Origin of the sequence: Micromonospora sp. NPDC005205 (assembly GCF_040608275.1) — a bacterium.
Classification (GTDB): domain Bacteria; phylum Actinomycetota; class Actinomycetes; order Mycobacteriales; family Micromonosporaceae; genus Micromonospora.
In genome coordinates, this window is record NZ_JBEXHV010000008.1 from 83,949 (window position 1) to 99,779 (window position 15,831).

A 15,831-nucleotide genomic window follows, 5' to 3' on the forward strand; every position below is an offset into this window, starting at 1 on the left:
CCGACTGCGTCACGTACCCGAGCTGGTTAGGGTCGCCCGATGCCAACCGATGAGATCACCGCCGCCGCGGCGGGCACCTGGATCCTGGGCGACCGCACAGTGCGCCGGATGGGCTTCGGCTCCATGCGGATCACCGCGAACCCCGACCCTGACCGGGCCGTCGCCCTGCTGCGCCGCGCCGTGGAGCTGGGCGTCAACCACATCGACACCGCCGCGTTCTACGTCTCGCCCGGCGGCACCCTACGTGTCGGCACCGGGCCGGCCCGTTACGCCACCGAGCTGATCCGCGCGGCGCTCGCCCCGTACCCGGAGGACCTGGTGATCGCCACCAAGGTCGGTTTCGGGTACGACCCGGAGGCGGGCTTCACCGAGGCGTTCACCCCGGCGCAGTTGCGGGCCCAGGTGGAGGAGAACCTTCGCCGGCTCGGCCGCGACCAGCTCGACGTGGTGAACCTGCGCCTCGGCCGAGGGCCGGGTGCGGTGCCGGTGGCCGACCGGTTCGGCGCGCTCGCCGAGTTGCGGGCCGCCGGGCTGATCCGGCACCTCGGGCTCTCCAACGTCCGGCCGGAACAGCTGGACGAGGTGACGGGCATCGCGCCGGTGGTCTGCGTGCAGAACAACTACGGGGTGGACGCCTACCGGGAGCAGGACGCGTTCGTCCGGCTCTGCGGTGAGCGGGGCATCGCCTACGTGCCGTTCTTCGCGCTGGCCGGCACCGGGCGGGAGGCGGGCGCGAGCACCGCCCAGGGCGAGGCCGTGGAGGCGGTCGCCCGCGCCCACGGCGTCACCCCGCAGCAGGTACGCCTCGCCTGGACCCTGCACCAGGGCCCTCACGTGCTCGCCATCCCCGGCACTGCGGACCCGGAGCACCTGGCGCAGAACATCGCCGCCGGAGCCCTACGCCTGACCCCGGAAGACCTGACCCGTCTCCACTGATCGTCCACCCCGTCACCACTCAGGCCCGCACGACGTGCACGACGACCTCCTGACCGTCGCCCACAGTGCCGGAGAACCCCTCCGACAACGCGTCCGTGACCGTCAGCTGGAGCGCGAGGGTCTCGTGCGCGATGAGCTTCTGATGCGCGGAGATCGCCGCCGCGACATCCGCGGAGGCGGCGATCGACACCGTGATCCGGTCGGCGACCTCGAAGTCGGCGTCACGGCGGGCCTGCTGGATGATGCGGACGACGTCGCGTGCGACGCCCTCGGCCGCCAGTTCGGGGGTGATCTCGGTGTCCAACGCGATCGTCGCGCCGCGCTGGGACTCGACGACCCAACCGGTGCGCGGCACCTCCGTGATCAGGATGTCGTCCAGGCCCACCTCGACCTGCGTGCCGTCGACCGACAGGGGGTACGAGCCGTCCGCTCGGACGCCGTCGACCAGGTCCCGGGGGGCGACGGCGGCAATCGCCGTCGCGACGTGCTGGGTGCGGTTGCCGAACCGGCGGCCCAGGGTCCGGAAGTTCGCTTTGACCCGCACGTCGATGACCCCGCTCTGGGCGTCGAGCGGCTGGAGGACCTTGACGTTCAACTCGTCGCCGATGTCGTCCAGCAACGCCTGCGGGAGAACGGTGCCGGACGGCAGCCCCACGAGCGCCCGGCTCAACGGCTGCCGGATCCGCAGGCTGCTCGCCTTACGCGCGGACCGTCCCGCCTCGGCCAACGCCCGCGCCGTGGCCACCTGGGCCGACAACTCCGTACTGATCAGTGTGGTGTCCGGTGTGGGCCAGGTCGCCAGGTGCACCGACTCCGCAGCCGTCGCGGCACCCGGCCGGACGACCTGCTGCCACACCTGCTCGGTGACGAAGGGAACGAAGGGCGCCAGTAGCCGCGTGAGAATGTCGATGCACTCGTACAGGGTGGTGAGGGCGTCGGCGTCGCCCTCCCAGAAACGCTGCCGCGACCGCCGCACGTACCAGTTCGACAGGTCGTCGATGAAGTCGGCGAGCAGCCGGCCGGCGCGCGCCGTGTCGTAGTTCTGCATCCGTTCGTCGACGGCGGCCGCGAGGGCGTGGACCTCGCCGACGATCCACCGGTCCAACACCGGCCGCTGGGCGACCGGCTGCGCCAGTTGCGGCGCCCACGTCGAGTTCGCCGCGTAGAGGGAGAAGAACGCAGCGGTGTTCCAGTAGGTCATCAACACCTTGCGGACGATCTCGTCGAGCGGGCCGGGCCCGATCCGGCGCGGCGACCACGGTGAGCCGGAGCAGGCCATGAACCAGCGCACCGCGTCGGCGCCGTGGGTGTCCATCAACGGGATCGGCAGCAGGATGTTGCCCAGGTGTTTGCTCATCTTGCGGCCGTCCTCGGCCAGGATGTGCCCGAGGCAGACGACGTTCTCGTACGGGGACCGGTCGAAGACCAGCGTGCCCACCGCCATCAGCGTGTAGAACCATCCCCGCGTCTGGTCGATCGCCTCGCAGATGTACTGGGCCGGGTAGGTGCGCTCGAAGATCTCCCTGCTACCCGGCACGTGGGGGTAGCCCAACGACGCGAACGGCATGGCACCGGAGTCGTACCAGGCGTCGATCACCTCCGGGACCCGGGTGGCGGTCCGGCCGCAGTCCGGGCAGGCGAAGGTGATCTCGTCGACGTACGGGCGGTGCGGATCCAGCTCGGACAGGTCGGCGTCGGCCAGCTCGCCGAGCTCCGTACGGGAACCGACAGCGGTCACGTGGTTGTCCGGGCATCGCCACAGCGGTAGCGGGGTGCCCCAGTACCGGGAACGGGACACCGCCCAGTCGATGTTGTTCTTCAGCCAGTCGCCGTAGCGGCCGTGCTTGATGTGCTCCGGGAACCAGTTGGTGTTCTCGTTCTCCCGCGTCAGCTCGTCGCGGACCTCGGTCGTCCGGATGTACCAGGACGGCTGCGCGTAGTACATCAGCGGTGTGTGGCACCGCCAGCAGTGCGGGTAGGGGTGCTCGAACGGTTCGTGCCTGAACAACCGACCAGACTGCCTGAGACGGTCGATCAGCAACGCGTCGGCGTCCTTGAAGAACACCCCACCGACCAGGTCTATGCCGTCGTTGAACCGCCCGTTCGGGGCGACCGGGTTGACCAGCGGCAACCCGTACGCGCGGCAGACGGCGAGGTCGTCCGCGCCGAATGCCGGCGCCTGGTGCACCAGGCCGGTGCCGTCCTCGGTCGTGACGTACTCCGCGAGGACCACAAGGTGCGCGTCCGGGATGTCCACCAGGTCGAACGGCCGCTCGTACCGCAGTCCTTCCAGGGCCGACCCGGGTACGGTCGCCAGGATCTCCGCCTCGTCGCCGAGGACCCGCCGGGCCAGCGGTTCGGCGACGACGAACGTGCCCTGCCCGGTGCGGGCGAGGGCGTACGTCACCCCGGGGTGTACGGCGACGGCGGTGTTGGACACCAGGGTCCACGGGGTGGTGGTCCAGATCAGCAGGTCGACGCCGCTGTGGCCGGCCACGTCCCCGCGCACCGGAAACCGCACGTACACGGAAGGGTCGGTGACGGTCTCGTACCCCTGCGCCACCTCGTGGTCGGACAGGGTCGTGCCGTCGCGGGTGCAGTACGGCGCGACCCGGAAGTCCTCCACCAGCCGGCCGCCGTCGTGGATCTGCTTCAGTGACCACCAGACGCTGTCCACGTACTCCGGGGACATGGTCTGGTACGGATGCTCCAGGTCGATCCAGTAACCCATCCGCTCGCTGAGCTGGACGAACTCGTCGACGTGCCGCAGCACCGAGGTGCGGCACAGGGCGTTGAACTCCGCGACGCCCATCCTCTCGATGTCGGCCTTGCCGCTGAGCCCCAGTTCCTTCTCCACCGCGAGCTCGACGGGCAGGCCGTGGCAGTCCCACCCGGCACGGCGCGGCACCGAGAAGCCCCGCATCGTCCGGTACCGGGGAAAGAGGTCCTTGAAGACCCTCGCCTCGATGTGGTGGGTGCCCGGCGTGCCGTTGGCGGTTGGCGGGCCCTCGTAGAACACCCACGGCGGGCCGTCGGCCGTCTGCTCCAGACTCCGGTTGAACACGTTGTTGGCCTGCCACCACTCGATGAGCGCACGGTCCATCCCGCCAAGGTCGATCTTGGTGGGCAGTGGCACGAATGGCGACTTCGACGGACCGTCCGGCACCGAATTCTCCCTACACGTCACGTCCGCTCGCGGGGGCATCAGCTCACTGCCCACGCGGGGACGAAGCGCCGGGCGTATGGCCAGGACTCCGCGGTACCACCCCGCTTGCGCCTCGACGGTGCAGGCGCCGCTCAATTTCACGACGTGACGTGCCGCTACGTCCGGTTCTACTTGGGCGGTCGAACTGCCCGTTCTTCCGGAGGCTCCCCGGTGATGGCCGGATCGGTGCCGATGCCGCTCAGCATAGCTGGCCGTGCGCGGGGCCCGTGGCCGGAGCGCTAGCCGTGCAGCCAGATGCGGAGAGGGCCGGTGGTGGTGAAACCAGCGGAGAGCGCCGGCGCCAGTTCCGCGGTGCTCTCGTAGCCGACCAGCGGCGCGTCGGGCACTGTGGCACACACCGCGCGCCAGATGGCCCGGGAGGTGTCGACGCGGGCGAACAGGTTGGAGACGCCGTACGGGCCGTCGCCGCTGAGCACCGCTCCACCGGTGACCACACCCCGGTCGTCGTATCGGGCGAGCACCCGTACGCGGGGGTCAGCCAGGAGCGCGGGGCGGAACAGATCCCCGCCGCCGTGGGCCGCCGCCCAGGCCACCAACTCGTCGGGTGTGGTGACCGGAGCCAGCGGTGTGTCGACAGGTGGTGCCGACGGTGGCCGGTGGATCCACTGCGCGTCGAAGAGCACCCGGAACCCGTACCCGGACAGGTCGAGGTCGGCGAAGCTGTCCTTCACCGACGCGCCGGGCCCGGCGTCGATCCGGGCCAGCAGGGTCTCGGCGTCGACGCCCGGCCGTAGGGTGACCGCGTCCGGGTACCACTGCGGCGAACGGTGGGGGACCCACCAGGCGTCGGCGTCGGTACGGCCGGCCAACCCCTGGCTGCCGCAGACGATGTCGCACCACTCGGCGTTGTTGCGGGCCGCCGCCGCTACCCGTTCGTCCTCCTGCACGTCAGGCAGCCTAGGTGGCCCGGTGCTGGCTCAGGGGGCGTAGACCAGGTCCATCGTGTCGGCGTGCCCGGACCAGCGCAGGTCGAGGCGCCAGCAGCCGGCCTCGGGCAGGTCGATGATCGACGGACCGGGGCCACCGGGAACCTCCCGGATCACCCGGGTGTCGGTGCCGTCCAACCTCGCGGTGATCTCCAGGGTCGCCGGCGCGGTCGGGTCGGGGGAGGTCGTGGCGGCGCGGGCCACCCACAGGATCTTGTTGTTCGACCCGTCTGTCCGGACCTGCCGCAGCGGGTGGGCGAACAGCACCGCCACGATGTCGCCCTTCGCGCCGAAGACGTGCGGAGCCCGCGCGTCCCCGCTGAACCCGGCGTCCGCCCAGTCCGGCAGCGACCCCGTCTCGACCCGCGCCGCGCAGGCGGTCGCGGTGCTCGCCGTGGTGGCCGCACCCGCCGTCGGCGCCGCCCCGCTGGTCGTGGTCGTGCACCCCGCCAGCAGGACCACCGAGGATGCCAGCATCAACCTGCCCCAGGAAACCATCTCGCTCCTTCCGGTACGCGTCGACGACTCGCCGCACCCTTCCGACACCGCCCAGGCCCGCCAGGTTCCTCGTGCTCGGCGGGGCCGAACGTCCTGGGCCGACGAATTCACTATCCGCTGGCGGCGCGCGGTGATAGACAACCGTGGTGCCGAACACTGTGGAGTTCCCCGAGGTCCTGCGGCTGATCGAAGGCCGCTCGGCGGCGTTCCGCGCCGCGATCGCGTCCGCCCCCGACCTTGACGTCCAGGTCCCGACCTGCCCCGACTGGACGCTGCGCGAACTGGCGCAGCACCTCGGCGACGGCCGCCGTCGCCAGGCCGTCATCGTCGCGGCGGGCCCGGGCGCCGAGCCCCCGACGAGGACGGACCCGAAGGGCGCCCCGACCGCGCCCCGCAACCGCGAGGCCCTCGACGCCTGGCTCGCCGAGTCGACCGAGCTCATGCTCGACGCTATGCGCGAGGCCGGCCCGGACCGCGGCTGCTGGACCTGGTGGGGCCGCTCGCAGGCCCCGGAGACCAGCGGAGCCGTGGCCCGGCACCAGGTCCAGGAACTGGCCGTCCACACCTACGACGTGCAGCTCACCCAGGGGGCGGCGCAGCCGCTGCCGACGGACGTCGCGGTCGAGGGCGTCGACGAGTTCCTGACGACCGTCGCGGCGACGACCGTCCCCTGGCCGTTCGAGCCGGCGACCATCGACCTGCACACGGCCGAGGGCCGCTCCTGGCGCCTGACCCTCGACGCCGACGGCGTCCGCTGCGACGACCTCGCCGCCGACGCGGAGCCGGGCGACATGGCGATGCGAGGCGCAGCGAGCGACATGGTCCTCTACCTCTACGATCGCGTCCCGCTCGACGGCCTGGAAACCACCGGCGACACCAAGCCGATGGAGCAGCTAGCGGACTGGGACCCGAACGCGCACTAGCCCAGTGAGCGCGCGACCTCGATCGCCTCGGCCTTGGTGAGGGCCCCCTCAAGCCGGTAGCTCACGTCGTTGTCCTGCCAGATCAGCGTCGAGGCGGCAAGTCGGGCGGTCTCCCTGCGGATCCCACCCGCCCGGTCCACGTAGGACACCGCGTGTGGGCCGTCGACCCAGACGGCGAAGTCGCCGTTCACCTGGACCCAGTTCGCGCCCGGCGGGGTGATCTCCTTGTGGAAGGCCAGGTCGAGGTGACCGTCGAACGCGTCGACGCGCAGCGCGCCTCCGTCGTAGAGCAGCGTCGCCACCCGGTACCGGCCAGCGGCGTCGGGGTCGGCGACCAGTACCTGTTCGGGCGGGCCCAGCTTCGCCGGTAGGCGGATCGGAAACCGCACCGCCCGCTGGGCCTCGGCCAGGGCGACGGTCCGCTGCCCGGGCAACGGCGACGCGGTGCCGCCGGGCGGCACCGGGGCGGGTGAGGTGGCGATGCTGACCCCGGCGAAGCGCAGCAGCCCCGTGACGGCGTCGGCGATGGCGGCCCGAGTCGGCGGCAACAGCGCCACCAGCAGGGCGACGAACGCCACCGCGGCGAGCGACCGCCACCGCCGCCGCCGGGGCGCGGGCGTGCCCAGTCGTACGCGGACACGGGCGGTCACGTCGGGCGGATCAGGGGTGTCCAGCCAGGCGGACAGGTCGCGCAGTTCCCGTTCGAGGTCACCCATGCCGGACCTCCGCACTGTCGAGCAGGCCGCGCAGCTTCGCCAGCGCCCGGGACGTACGCGACTTCACTGTGCCCCGGGGCCAGCCCAGAGCCGACACCGTCTCCTCCTCGGTGAGGTCGAGGAAGAACCGGCAGACGATGACCTCGCGGTCCCGTGTTGGCAGTTGCCGCAGCGCCTGCACCAGCGACCTCCGGCGCTCCCCGGCGAGGACCGCGGCGACCGCGTCGTCCTCGGCGATCTCAGACCTCGGGTCCGCTGCCGCCGCCCGCAGGACGAGCCCGTCGCGCCGGCCACGGGAGCGGTGCAGGTTGCGGGTCTCGTTCGCGACGATCGCGAGCAGCCACGACCGGAAGGACGCGTCACCCCGGTAACGGGACAGCTTCCGGTACGCCTTCACAAACGCCTCCTGGATGACGTCCTCGGAGTCCGAGCCCGCGCCGAGCAGCACCGCGGTCCGGTACGCGGACGCGGTGTGCCGGGTGACCAGGAGGTCGTACGCCTCCAGGTCACCTGCCCGAGCGCGGGTGACGAGCGTCTCGTCGTCCAGGGGAGCCTCCGTTCGGATCACACTCATGACACCGCCCACCCGCTGCGGGTTCCACCCGGCGTGGGTCAGGTTGCTCCCATCCGCCGTGCAGCGTATTGCCAGGAATCGGTGCTCCACTGGAGGGACGTCGAGGAGAGGGGCGGGCATGAGCTGGTTCAACCGCCGGTCACGGGGTGCCGAGGCGACCCCGACGAAGCTGGACCGGGAGGCGACCCGCGACGACCTCGCGGCGCTGGAGGCGTTCGTGGCCACCCGGCACGGGGTGGAGTTCTACCTGGAACCGGAGACGACCGCGACGGACACCACAGTGGTGGCGATCGCTCACGACGGCGAGTGGATCCGCCGCCGTACCGGAACGCCCCGCGCGGCCGGGGCCATCGCCCGCAAGCACGCGGTGCCGCTGTACGAGGCCGGGCGCACCGGCTACCCGGAACGGATGCGGACCTGGAGCCGGGCCCACCCGGAACGGCACGCCCGCTGAGGCGCAGCCCGGACGCTCGTGGCCGGGGCTTCATCGTTCTGAAGATGAACGGTGTGCCGGCCTGAGGCGCCCGCACTCGGTGCTGGAAGGGCGTTGCCGGCTGGATCAGGCGCCCTCGACGGCTGAGCGGGCCTGCTCGAACGTCATCGGGTCGGCGTGGCTGGAGACGTACCAGTGGTAGGTGCTGTCGAGCAGTCGTCGGACCAGGTCGACGTCGAGGCCGTCCTCCGGTCGGCGCAGGTGCGCCGGCGGCGGGTAGAAGCAGTCGCCCAGCAGCATCACCCCCGAGTCGGGCACCAGCACCACTGCCGAATCCGGTGCGTGCCCGCCCCCGACGTGGCGTAGCCGAACCCCGACCGGCAGCTCGTCCACGTCGGCGAAGGTCCGGGTCGGCGGCAGGATGGCGAAGTCTTCCCAGGACGGCATCGCGCGTGCGCGGGCCTGGAAGCTCGGGCGCAGGCGGGGATCGGCGCGTACCTGCTCTTGCAGGTAGCGGTGGCTCCACGGTCGGGCGGCCTCGGCGCGCAGCAGCGACACGGCCGTCTCGTGCCCGACGATTTCCACGCCGGGCCAGGCGCAGGCGCCCCACACGTGGTCCCAGTGATGGTGGGTGTAGACCAGCCAACGCGGCTCCGGGAGCCCGGCGGCGGCCAGCGCGCCCTGGATCTCGCGGGCGTGCGCGGGGCTCTGCCCGGCGTCGATCATCACACTGCCGCGTTCGTCGGCGACGACGGCGACGCCGGCCTGGACCGCCTCCGGGTCGGGATCGCCCGGACAGAGCCAGACCCGGCCCGCCAGGTGGTGGAACTGCGGGGCGACCATGGTGATCGACCTCCGAGATTGATCGCGGACACTGGTGTGGCGTTCGCCGATCCTAGGTGAGGGTTTCGGCCGGCACCGCCCTGCCGGATGATCGGCGCAGGTGAGAGCTGGTTCGGCCATCCTTTGCTCTGCTTACCTATAGGCGCCGGTGACCCTCCGTGCCCGGCGCGTATAGGTAAGCAGAGCAAAGGACGTCGCACATTGATCTGGGGCATTACGCCGCGCGGAGTCGCGCCTGCACCAATCGCTGAAGCTCGATGAATGCCGTCCGCCTGGCGGGGCCGGGCCGGCGTTGACCGGCGGCGCGGCGGTGTGGCAGCATTCGCGGCCTGACGGCAGTGAAGGAAGTCGGTGCGAATCCGACGCGGTCCCGCCACTGTCACCGGGGAGCGATCCCCCCTCGTGAGTCACGGCCGTGTGTCTGCGGTTGGAAGGCCGGGGGAGAGCGTCGATCCGGAAGCCAGGATACTTCGGCCGTCGGGACGTACCCCAGGGCGTGGACACCCGAGGAGGACCCGATGACGCACGGCGTCTCATTCATCGACGACTATCGTCGTCTCGCACTGCAGGCAGTGCATTCCAAGGACACCGGACACCGGACACCGGCCACCGGCACCGCTGAGCTGATCGCCCGGCGCTGACCGGCCCCGACCCATGCGTCGGTGCGCCGTTCGCCCGGGCCGTCGTACCGGCTGACGCCGTACCCACCCGCTTCGTCCAGGTCGCCCTCGTGAGGGCCCAGGGCGTCACTCTCCGGAGCCTGCCGTGCGCATCCTGCTGCTGTCCACCGCCGACACCGACCTGCTGGCCGCCCGCGCCAGCGGCGCCGACTACCGGTTGGCCAACCCGGCCCGAGTCGCCGCCGAGGAGGTGCCCGCCCTGCTCGACGGGGTCGCCCTCGTCGTCGTACGCCTGCTCGGCGGGCGGCAGGCGTGGCCGGACGGCCTCGCCGCGGTGCTCGCCACCGGCGTGCCGACTGTCGTGCTCGGCGGTGAGGCGCTGCCCGACGCGGAGCTGATGGCCATCTCCACAGTGCCGTCCGGGGTCGTCACCCAGTCGCTGGCGTACCTCGTGGAGGGCGGCCCGGACAACCTCGGACAGTTGGCCCGGTTCCTCTCCGACACGGTGCTGCTCACCGGCCAGGGGTTCGCCGCACCCGCGCCCACCCCGGCGTACGGCGTGCACGGCGACCACCCCGCCGACCCGGATCGGCCCACAGTGGGAATCGTCTTCTACCGGGCGCACGCCCTCGCCGGCAACACCGGATTCGTCGACGTGCTCGCTGACGCGGTCCGCCAGGCCGGCGGCAACCCCCTGCCGATCTTCTGCGGCTCGCTGCGCGGGTTGACAGCGGGCGCCGGACCACTCGGGCTCTTCGCCCGCTGTGACGCGCTGCTGGTCACGGTGCTCGCGGCCGGCGGCGCGGTCGCCGCCGACGCCTCCGGTGGCGGCGACGAGGACGCCTGGGACGTCGGCGCCCTGGCCGCCCTGGACGTGCCGGTCATCCAGGCGCTCTGCCTCACCAGCACCCGCGCGCAGTGGGCCGACAGCGACGCCGGCCTGTCCCCGTTGGACGCCGCCATGCAGGTGGCCATCCCCGAGTTCGACGGCCGGATCGTCACAGTGCCGTTCTCGTTCAAGCAGATCGACGCCGACGGGCTCTCGGTCTACGCCGCCGATCCCGAGCGGGCCGCGAGGGTCGCCGGGATCGCGGTACGCCACGCCCGGCTGCGGTACGTGCCGCACGCCGACAAGCGGGTCGCCGTGGTGCTCAGCTCGTACCCCACCAAGCACTCCCGGGTCGGCAACGCCGTCGGGTTGGACACCCCGGTGTCGGCGGTCCGGCTGTTCGCCGCGTTGGCCGAGGCCGGCTACGACCTGGGTGACGCGCCGCCGCCCGACGACGGCGACGCACTGATCCACGCGCTGATCGCCGCCGGTGGTCACGACGTGGAGTGGCTCACCCCGGAGCAGCTGGCCGCCGCCGAGGCCCGGATACCGGGGCCGACGTACCAGCGGTGGTTCGACCAGGTGCCGGCCGAGCTGCGCGAGCGGATGCGGGAGCACTGGGGTGAGCCGCCGGGCGAGCTGTACACCGAGGGCGGGGACATCGTGCTCGCCGGGCTGCGCTTCGGCAACGTGGTGCTGCTGATCCAGCCGCCCCGTGGCTTCGGGGAGAACCCGATCGCCATCTACCACGACCCGGACCTGCCGCCGAGTCACCACTACCTGGCCGCGTACCGCTGGCTGACCGCGCCGGTCGCGGACGGCGGCTTCGGCGCGGACGCCGTGGTGCACCTGGGCAAGCACGGCACCCTGGAGTGGCTGCCCGGCAAGGGCCTCGGCCTGGCCGCCGACTGCGCGCCCGACGCGGTCCTCGGCGACCTGCCGCTGGTGTACCCGTTCATCGTCAACGACCCCGGCGAGGGCACCCAGGCCAAGCGGCGGGCGCACGCAGTGGTCGTCGACCACCTGGTCCCGCCGATGGCCCGCGCCGAGACCTACGGCGACCTGGCCAAACTGGAACAACTGCTCGACGAGTACGCGACGGTGCAGGCCCTCGACCCGGCCAAGGTGCCCACCGTACGGGCGCAGATCTGGGACCTGGTGCGCGCCGCCGAGCTGCACCACGACCTGCACGCCGAGGCGATGCCCGACGCGGACGACTTCGACGACTTCGTGCTGCACCTCGACGGGTACCTGTGCGAGATAAAGGACGTGCAGATCCGCGACGGGCTGCACATCCTCGCCGACGCGCCCACCGGCGAGCCCCGGGTCAACCTGGTCCTCGCGGTGCTGCGCGCCCCGCAGATCTGGGGCGGCGCCCGCGCCCTGCCCGGCCTGCGACAGGCCCTCGCCGTCGCGTACTCCCTCGACGAGCAGGAACTGCTCGCGTCGCCGGGACAGCGACTGGCACTGCCCGCGGCGCTGACCGACGTGGTGGACGGGCCGGCCGGCACCGCCGCCGATGCGATCGACCTGATCGAGGCCCTCGCCCGGCGGCTGGTCGTCGGCATGGAGACCCTGGACTGGGCGGTGGACACCATCGACGCCGTGGTGACGGAGGTGACCGGTCGGCCGATCCCGGAGGTCGCCGCGGTGCTGCACTTCGCCGCCACCGAGCTGGTGCCCCGACTGGACCGGACCACCGACGAGCTGACCAACACCCTCGGGGCGCTGGACGGCAGGTTCGTGCCGCCCGGCCCGTCCGGCTCACCCACCCGGGGCCTGGTCAACGTGCTGCCCACCGGCCGCAACTTCTACTCTGTCGACCCGAAGGCCATCCCCAGCCGCAACGCCTGGGACGTCGGGGTGGCCCTCGCCGACTCACTGCTGGCCCGGCACCTCGCCGACACCGGCGCGTACCCCCGCTCGGTGGGGTTGACCGTCTGGGGCACCAGCGCGATGCGGACCCAGGGCGACGACATCGCCGAGGTGCTCGCGCTGCTGGGCTGCCGGCCGGTCTGGGACGACAGGTCCCGGCGGGTGACCGGCATCGAGGTGGTGCCGACCGCCGAGCTGGGCCGCCCGCGCGTCGACGTCACAGTGCGCATCTCCGGTTTCTTCCGCGACGCGTTTCCGCACGTGGTGGCGCTGCTCGACGACGCCGTCCGGCGGGTCGCCGCCCTGGACGAGCCGGACGAGGAGAACTACCTGCGGGCGCACGTCGCCGCCGACCTCGCCGAGCACGGCGACGAGCGGCGGGCCACCGCCCGGATCTTCGGTTCCAAGCCCGGCGCGTACGGCGCTGGGCTGCTGCCCCTGATCGACGCCCGGACCTGGCGCAGCGACGCCGACCTGGCCGAGGTGTACGCGGTGTGGGGCGGCTACGCGTACGGCCGGGGCCTGGACGGGCGGGAGGCGCGCGCCGACATGGAGCGCTCGTTCGCCCGGATCGCGGTGGCGGTGAAGAACCAGGACACCCGTGAGCACGACATCGTCGACTCCGACGACTACTTCCAGTACCACGGCGGGATGGTGGCGATGGTCCGCCACCTCACCGGAACGTCACCACAGGCGTACGTGGGTGACTCGGCGATGCCGCACGACGTGCGCACCCGCACGCTGGGTGAGGAGACCCGGCGGGTGTTCCGGGCCCGGGTGGTCAACCCGAAGTGGATCGCGGCGATGCGCCGGCACGGCTACAAGGGCGCGTTCGAGCTGGCGGCCACAGTGGACTACCTGTTCGGTTACGACGCCACCGCCGGTGTGGTCGACGACTGGATGTACGAGCACCTGGCCGCCGCGTACCTCTTCGACGAGACCACCCGGGAGTTCCTGGAGACGTCCAACCCGTGGGCGTTGCGCGGCATCACCGAACGCCTGTTGGAGGCCGCCGACCGGGGGCTGTGGGCCAAGCCGGAGCCGGCCACCCTCGACCGGCTGCGCGACACGTACCTGGCCAGTGAGGGCGACCTGGAGGACCGGGCATGACTGGGACCACGACCTACCCGTTCAGCGCGGTGCTCGGCATGGCCGACATGCGGCTGGCGTTGCTGCTCAACGCGGTCTCCCCGGCGATCGGTGGGGTGCTGGTCCGGGGTGAGAAGGGGACCGCCAAGTCCACCGCCGTGCGGGCTCTCGCCGCGCTGCTGCCCCCGGTGCGGCGGGTCGCCGGCTGCCGTTTCGGCTGTGACCCGGCCGAGCCCGACCCGGCCTGCCCGGACGGCCCGCACCCGGCCGACGTCGCCGCCGAGACCCGTCCGGCCCGCCTCGTCGAGCTGCCGGTGGGCGCCGCCGAGGACCGGGTGGTCGGTGCGCTGGATCTGGAAAAGGCGATCGGCGAGGGGGTACGCGCCTTCGAGCCGGGCCTGCTCGCCGCCGCGCACCGGGGTGTGCTCTACGTCGACGAGGTCAACCTGCTGCACGACCACCTCGTCGACCTGCTGCTCGACGCGGCGGCGATGGGCCGCAGCCACGTCGAGCGGGAGGGCGTCTCGGTCAGCCACGCGGCCCGGTTCCTGCTGGTCGGCACGATGAACCCGGAGGAGGGGGAGCTGCGCCCGCAGCTGCTCGACCGGTTCGGGCTCACTGTGGAGGTGGGCGCCAGCCGGGACCCGGAGATCCGGGTCGAGGTGGTCCGCCGCCGGCTGGCCGCCGACGCGGACCCGGTCGGCTTCGCCGCCCGTTGGGCCGACGCCGACGCGGAGATCGCCGACCAGGTGGCTGCCGCCCGCCGCCGACTTCCCGGGGTACGACTGCCGGACGCCGCGTTGCGGCAGATCGCCGAGGTGTGCGCGGCGTTCGACGTGGACGGGATGCGGGCCGACATCGTCACCGCCCGTACCGCCCTCGCCCACGCCGCCTGGCACGGCCGGGACCGGGTCACCATCGACGACGTCCGGGTGGCGGCCCGGTTGGCCCTGCCGCACCGCCGCCGCCGCGACCCGTTCGACACCCCGGGGCTGGACGAGAAGCGCCTCGACGAGGCGTTGCAGCGCGCCCAGGACGCCCACCCCGACGACCCGGACGACGCCGGCCCCGACGACCGCGGACCCGACGACACTGACCCGGACGGCGGCCCGCAGGGCGGCGGCCCGGCCGGTGGCGGTGGCCCGAACGGTGGCGGACCACATGGCGGCGGACCACATGGCGGCGGACCGCAGGGCGGCGACCGCAGCGTCGACCAGGGTGGACCGGGTTCGGCGGAGCACCCGACGGCGCGTGATGGCGCTGGCACCGACGGGCCGGACGGCACCGGCGGCTGGCCGCAGCGCCAGCCGGGCGACCGGAGCGACGACGACGGTTGGCCGCAGCACCAGCAGGCCGATCGGGGTGACGACGGCAGGGACTCGCGCCCGCGCGGTGGCGGGCATTCGGCGACCGGTGCCGACGACCCGACCCGCGGCGGGAAGTCCCAGCCGGTGGCCGTACCCCGGGGTGGGTTGAGGGCGCGGGTGCTCACCGCGCCCGGCCTGGGTGACGGGGTGCCGGGCCGACGGTCTCGGGCCCGCACCGGGCGGGGTCGCACCACCGGCGCCCGGGTACCGGCGGGTCGGGTCGGCGCGCTGCACCTGCCGGCCACGATCCGCGCCGCCGCGCCACACCAGGCGGTCCGGGGCCGGCTCACCGGTCCGCTGCGACTGCGCCGGGACGACCTGCGCGAGGCGGTTCGTGAGGGGCGCGAGGGCAACCTGGTGCTGTTCGTGGTGGACGCGAGCGGCTCGATGGGCGCGCGGCAGCGGATGGCCACTGTGAAGGACGCGGTGCTCGCCCTGCTCACCGACGCGTACCAGCGGCGGGACAAGGTCGCGGTGATCGCGTTCCGGGGTGCCGGCGCCCGGACCCTGCTGCCGGCGACCTCGTCGGTGCTGGCCGCCTCGACCCGGCTGGCCGAGCTGCCGACCGGCGGGCGTACGCCGCTGGCCGAGGGGTTGCTCGCCGCCGCGGACCTGTTGCGGGTGGAGCGCCTGCGCGACCCGAAGCGCCGCCCACTGGTCCTCATCGTCACCGATGGGAGGGCCACGGCTGGCACCCGCCCGCTGGACCGGGCGGCAGCGGCGGCAGCGGTCCTGGCCGCCACCGGCGCGCCGTGCGTGGTCGTCGACTGCGAGACGGGTCCGGTCCGCCTGCACCTGGCCGCCCGCCTGGCCACCCAGCTGAAGGCCCCCCGAACTCCCCTGGAAGCCCTCACCCACCCCCGCGATCTTGCACTTCCTGTCGCGGCATAGAGGGCGAAGTGCGCATATGACCAACAGAAACCGCAAGATCGCGGAAGAGGCGGGCACGGGAGTGGCCGCGGGACGGGGGACGGGC

General features: G+C 72.7%; 12 protein-coding genes and 1 riboswitch. Of the genes, 6 read left to right on the forward strand and 6 right to left on the reverse strand.

Going from position 1 to position 15,831, the window contains the following annotated elements:
* The first annotated feature begins 39 nt into the window (after positions 1-39).
* Positions 40-936 carry an aldo/keto reductase gene (locus ABZU43_RS16720; RefSeq protein WP_355007403.1) on the forward strand — a complete coding sequence of 299 codons (897 nt, stop codon included), beginning with the start codon at positions 40-42 and terminating at the stop codon, positions 934-936.
* A 19-nt stretch (positions 937-955) separates the two neighbouring features.
* Here the strand turns inward: ABZU43_RS16720 and ileS are convergent, their stop codons facing one another.
* The 3 genes from ileS to ABZU43_RS16735 all read right to left on the reverse strand — a co-directional run bounded on the left by ileS (position 956) and on the right by ABZU43_RS16735 (position 5,586).
* Entirely contained in the window at positions 956-4,102 is a 3,147-nt protein-coding gene (gene ileS, locus ABZU43_RS16725; RefSeq protein WP_355007404.1) for an isoleucine--tRNA ligase, read from the reverse strand.
* Positions 4,103-4,380: 278 nt separating this feature from the next.
* Positions 4,381-5,049 carry a hypothetical protein gene (locus ABZU43_RS16730; protein WP_355007405.1) on the reverse strand — a complete coding sequence of 223 codons (669 nt, stop codon included), beginning with the start codon at positions 5,047-5,049 and terminating at the stop codon, positions 4,381-4,383.
* Between the two features lie 30 nt (positions 5,050-5,079).
* Positions 5,080-5,586: a hypothetical protein gene (locus ABZU43_RS16735; RefSeq protein WP_355007406.1), complete on the reverse strand. Its 507-nt coding sequence runs from the start codon at positions 5,584-5,586 to the stop codon at positions 5,080-5,082.
* 146 nt (positions 5,587-5,732) lie between these two features.
* Here ABZU43_RS16735 and ABZU43_RS16740 point away from each other — a divergent pair, with 146 nt between their 5' ends.
* Complete coding sequence (locus ABZU43_RS16740; protein ID WP_355007407.1) at positions 5,733-6,509, forward strand: maleylpyruvate isomerase family mycothiol-dependent enzyme; 777 nt, start codon at positions 5,733-5,735, stop codon at positions 6,507-6,509.
* Here ABZU43_RS16740 and ABZU43_RS16745 read toward each other — a convergent pair.
* Positions 6,506-7,225, reverse strand: coding sequence for a hypothetical protein (locus tag ABZU43_RS16745; protein WP_355007408.1), 720 nt, complete (start codon positions 7,223-7,225; stop codon positions 6,506-6,508). The genes ABZU43_RS16740 and ABZU43_RS16745 overlap by 4 nt on opposite strands.
* Positions 7,218-7,799, reverse strand: a complete 582-nt coding sequence (locus ABZU43_RS16750) for an RNA polymerase sigma factor (RefSeq protein ID WP_355007409.1) — start codon at positions 7,797-7,799, stop codon at positions 7,218-7,220. The genes ABZU43_RS16745 and ABZU43_RS16750 overlap by 8 nt, the downstream gene beginning before the upstream one ends.
* A gap of 118 nt (positions 7,800-7,917) precedes the next feature.
* Here ABZU43_RS16750 and ABZU43_RS16755 point away from each other — a divergent pair, with 118 nt between their 5' ends.
* Positions 7,918-8,253 (forward strand): hypothetical protein, encoded by a 336-nt coding sequence (locus tag ABZU43_RS16755; protein WP_355007410.1) that lies wholly within the window; start codon positions 7,918-7,920, stop codon positions 8,251-8,253.
* Between the two features lie 105 nt (positions 8,254-8,358).
* Here the strand turns inward: ABZU43_RS16755 and ABZU43_RS16760 are convergent, their stop codons facing one another.
* Entirely contained in the window at positions 8,359-9,075 is a 717-nt protein-coding gene (locus tag ABZU43_RS16760) for an MBL fold metallo-hydrolase (protein WP_355007411.1), read from the reverse strand.
* A 341-nt stretch (positions 9,076-9,416) separates the two neighbouring features.
* Positions 9,417-9,546: riboswitch (cobalamin riboswitch) on the forward strand.
* A gap of 47 nt (positions 9,547-9,593) precedes the next feature.
* Between ABZU43_RS16760 and ABZU43_RS16765 the strand changes: the two genes are divergently transcribed.
* The 3 genes from ABZU43_RS16765 (at position 9,594) to ABZU43_RS16775 (ending at position 15,746) form a co-directional block, all read left to right on the forward strand.
* Positions 9,594-9,716 (forward strand): hypothetical protein, encoded by a 123-nt coding sequence (locus ABZU43_RS16765; RefSeq protein WP_355007412.1) that lies wholly within the window; start codon positions 9,594-9,596, stop codon positions 9,714-9,716.
* A 124-nt stretch (positions 9,717-9,840) separates the two neighbouring features.
* Positions 9,841-13,509, forward strand: a complete 3,669-nt coding sequence (cobN, locus tag ABZU43_RS16770; protein WP_355007413.1) for a cobaltochelatase subunit CobN — start codon at positions 9,841-9,843, stop codon at positions 13,507-13,509.
* Entirely contained in the window at positions 13,506-15,746 is a 2,241-nt protein-coding gene (locus ABZU43_RS16775) for a magnesium chelatase subunit D family protein (protein ID WP_355007414.1), read from the forward strand. The genes cobN and ABZU43_RS16775 overlap by 4 nt, the downstream gene beginning before the upstream one ends.
* The last annotated feature ends 85 nt before the right edge of the window (positions 15,747-15,831 follow it).

Coding starts and splice junctions, on each gene's coding strand:
- ABZU43_RS16720 (WP_355007403.1), top strand. CDS start 40: ATGCCAACCGATGAGATCACCGCCGCCGCGGCGGGCACCTGGATCCTG.
- ABZU43_RS16735 (WP_355007406.1), bottom strand. CDS start 5,586: ATGGTTTCCTGGGGCAGGTTGATGCTGGCATCCTCGGTGGTCCTGCTG.
- ABZU43_RS16745 (WP_355007408.1), bottom strand. CDS start 7,225: ATGGGTGACCTCGAACGGGAACTGCGCGACCTGTCCGCCTGGCTGGAC.
- ABZU43_RS16750 (WP_355007409.1), bottom strand. CDS start 7,799: ATGAGTGTGATCCGAACGGAGGCTCCCCTGGACGACGAGACGCTCGTC.
- ABZU43_RS16755 (WP_355007410.1), top strand. CDS start 7,918: ATGAGCTGGTTCAACCGCCGGTCACGGGGTGCCGAGGCGACCCCGACG.
- ABZU43_RS16760 (WP_355007411.1), bottom strand. CDS start 9,075: ATGGTCGCCCCGCAGTTCCACCACCTGGCGGGCCGGGTCTGGCTCTGT.
- ABZU43_RS16765 (WP_355007412.1), top strand. CDS start 9,594: ATGACGCACGGCGTCTCATTCATCGACGACTATCGTCGTCTCGCACTG.
- ABZU43_RS16775 (WP_355007414.1), top strand. CDS start 13,506: ATGACTGGGACCACGACCTACCCGTTCAGCGCGGTGCTCGGCATGGCC.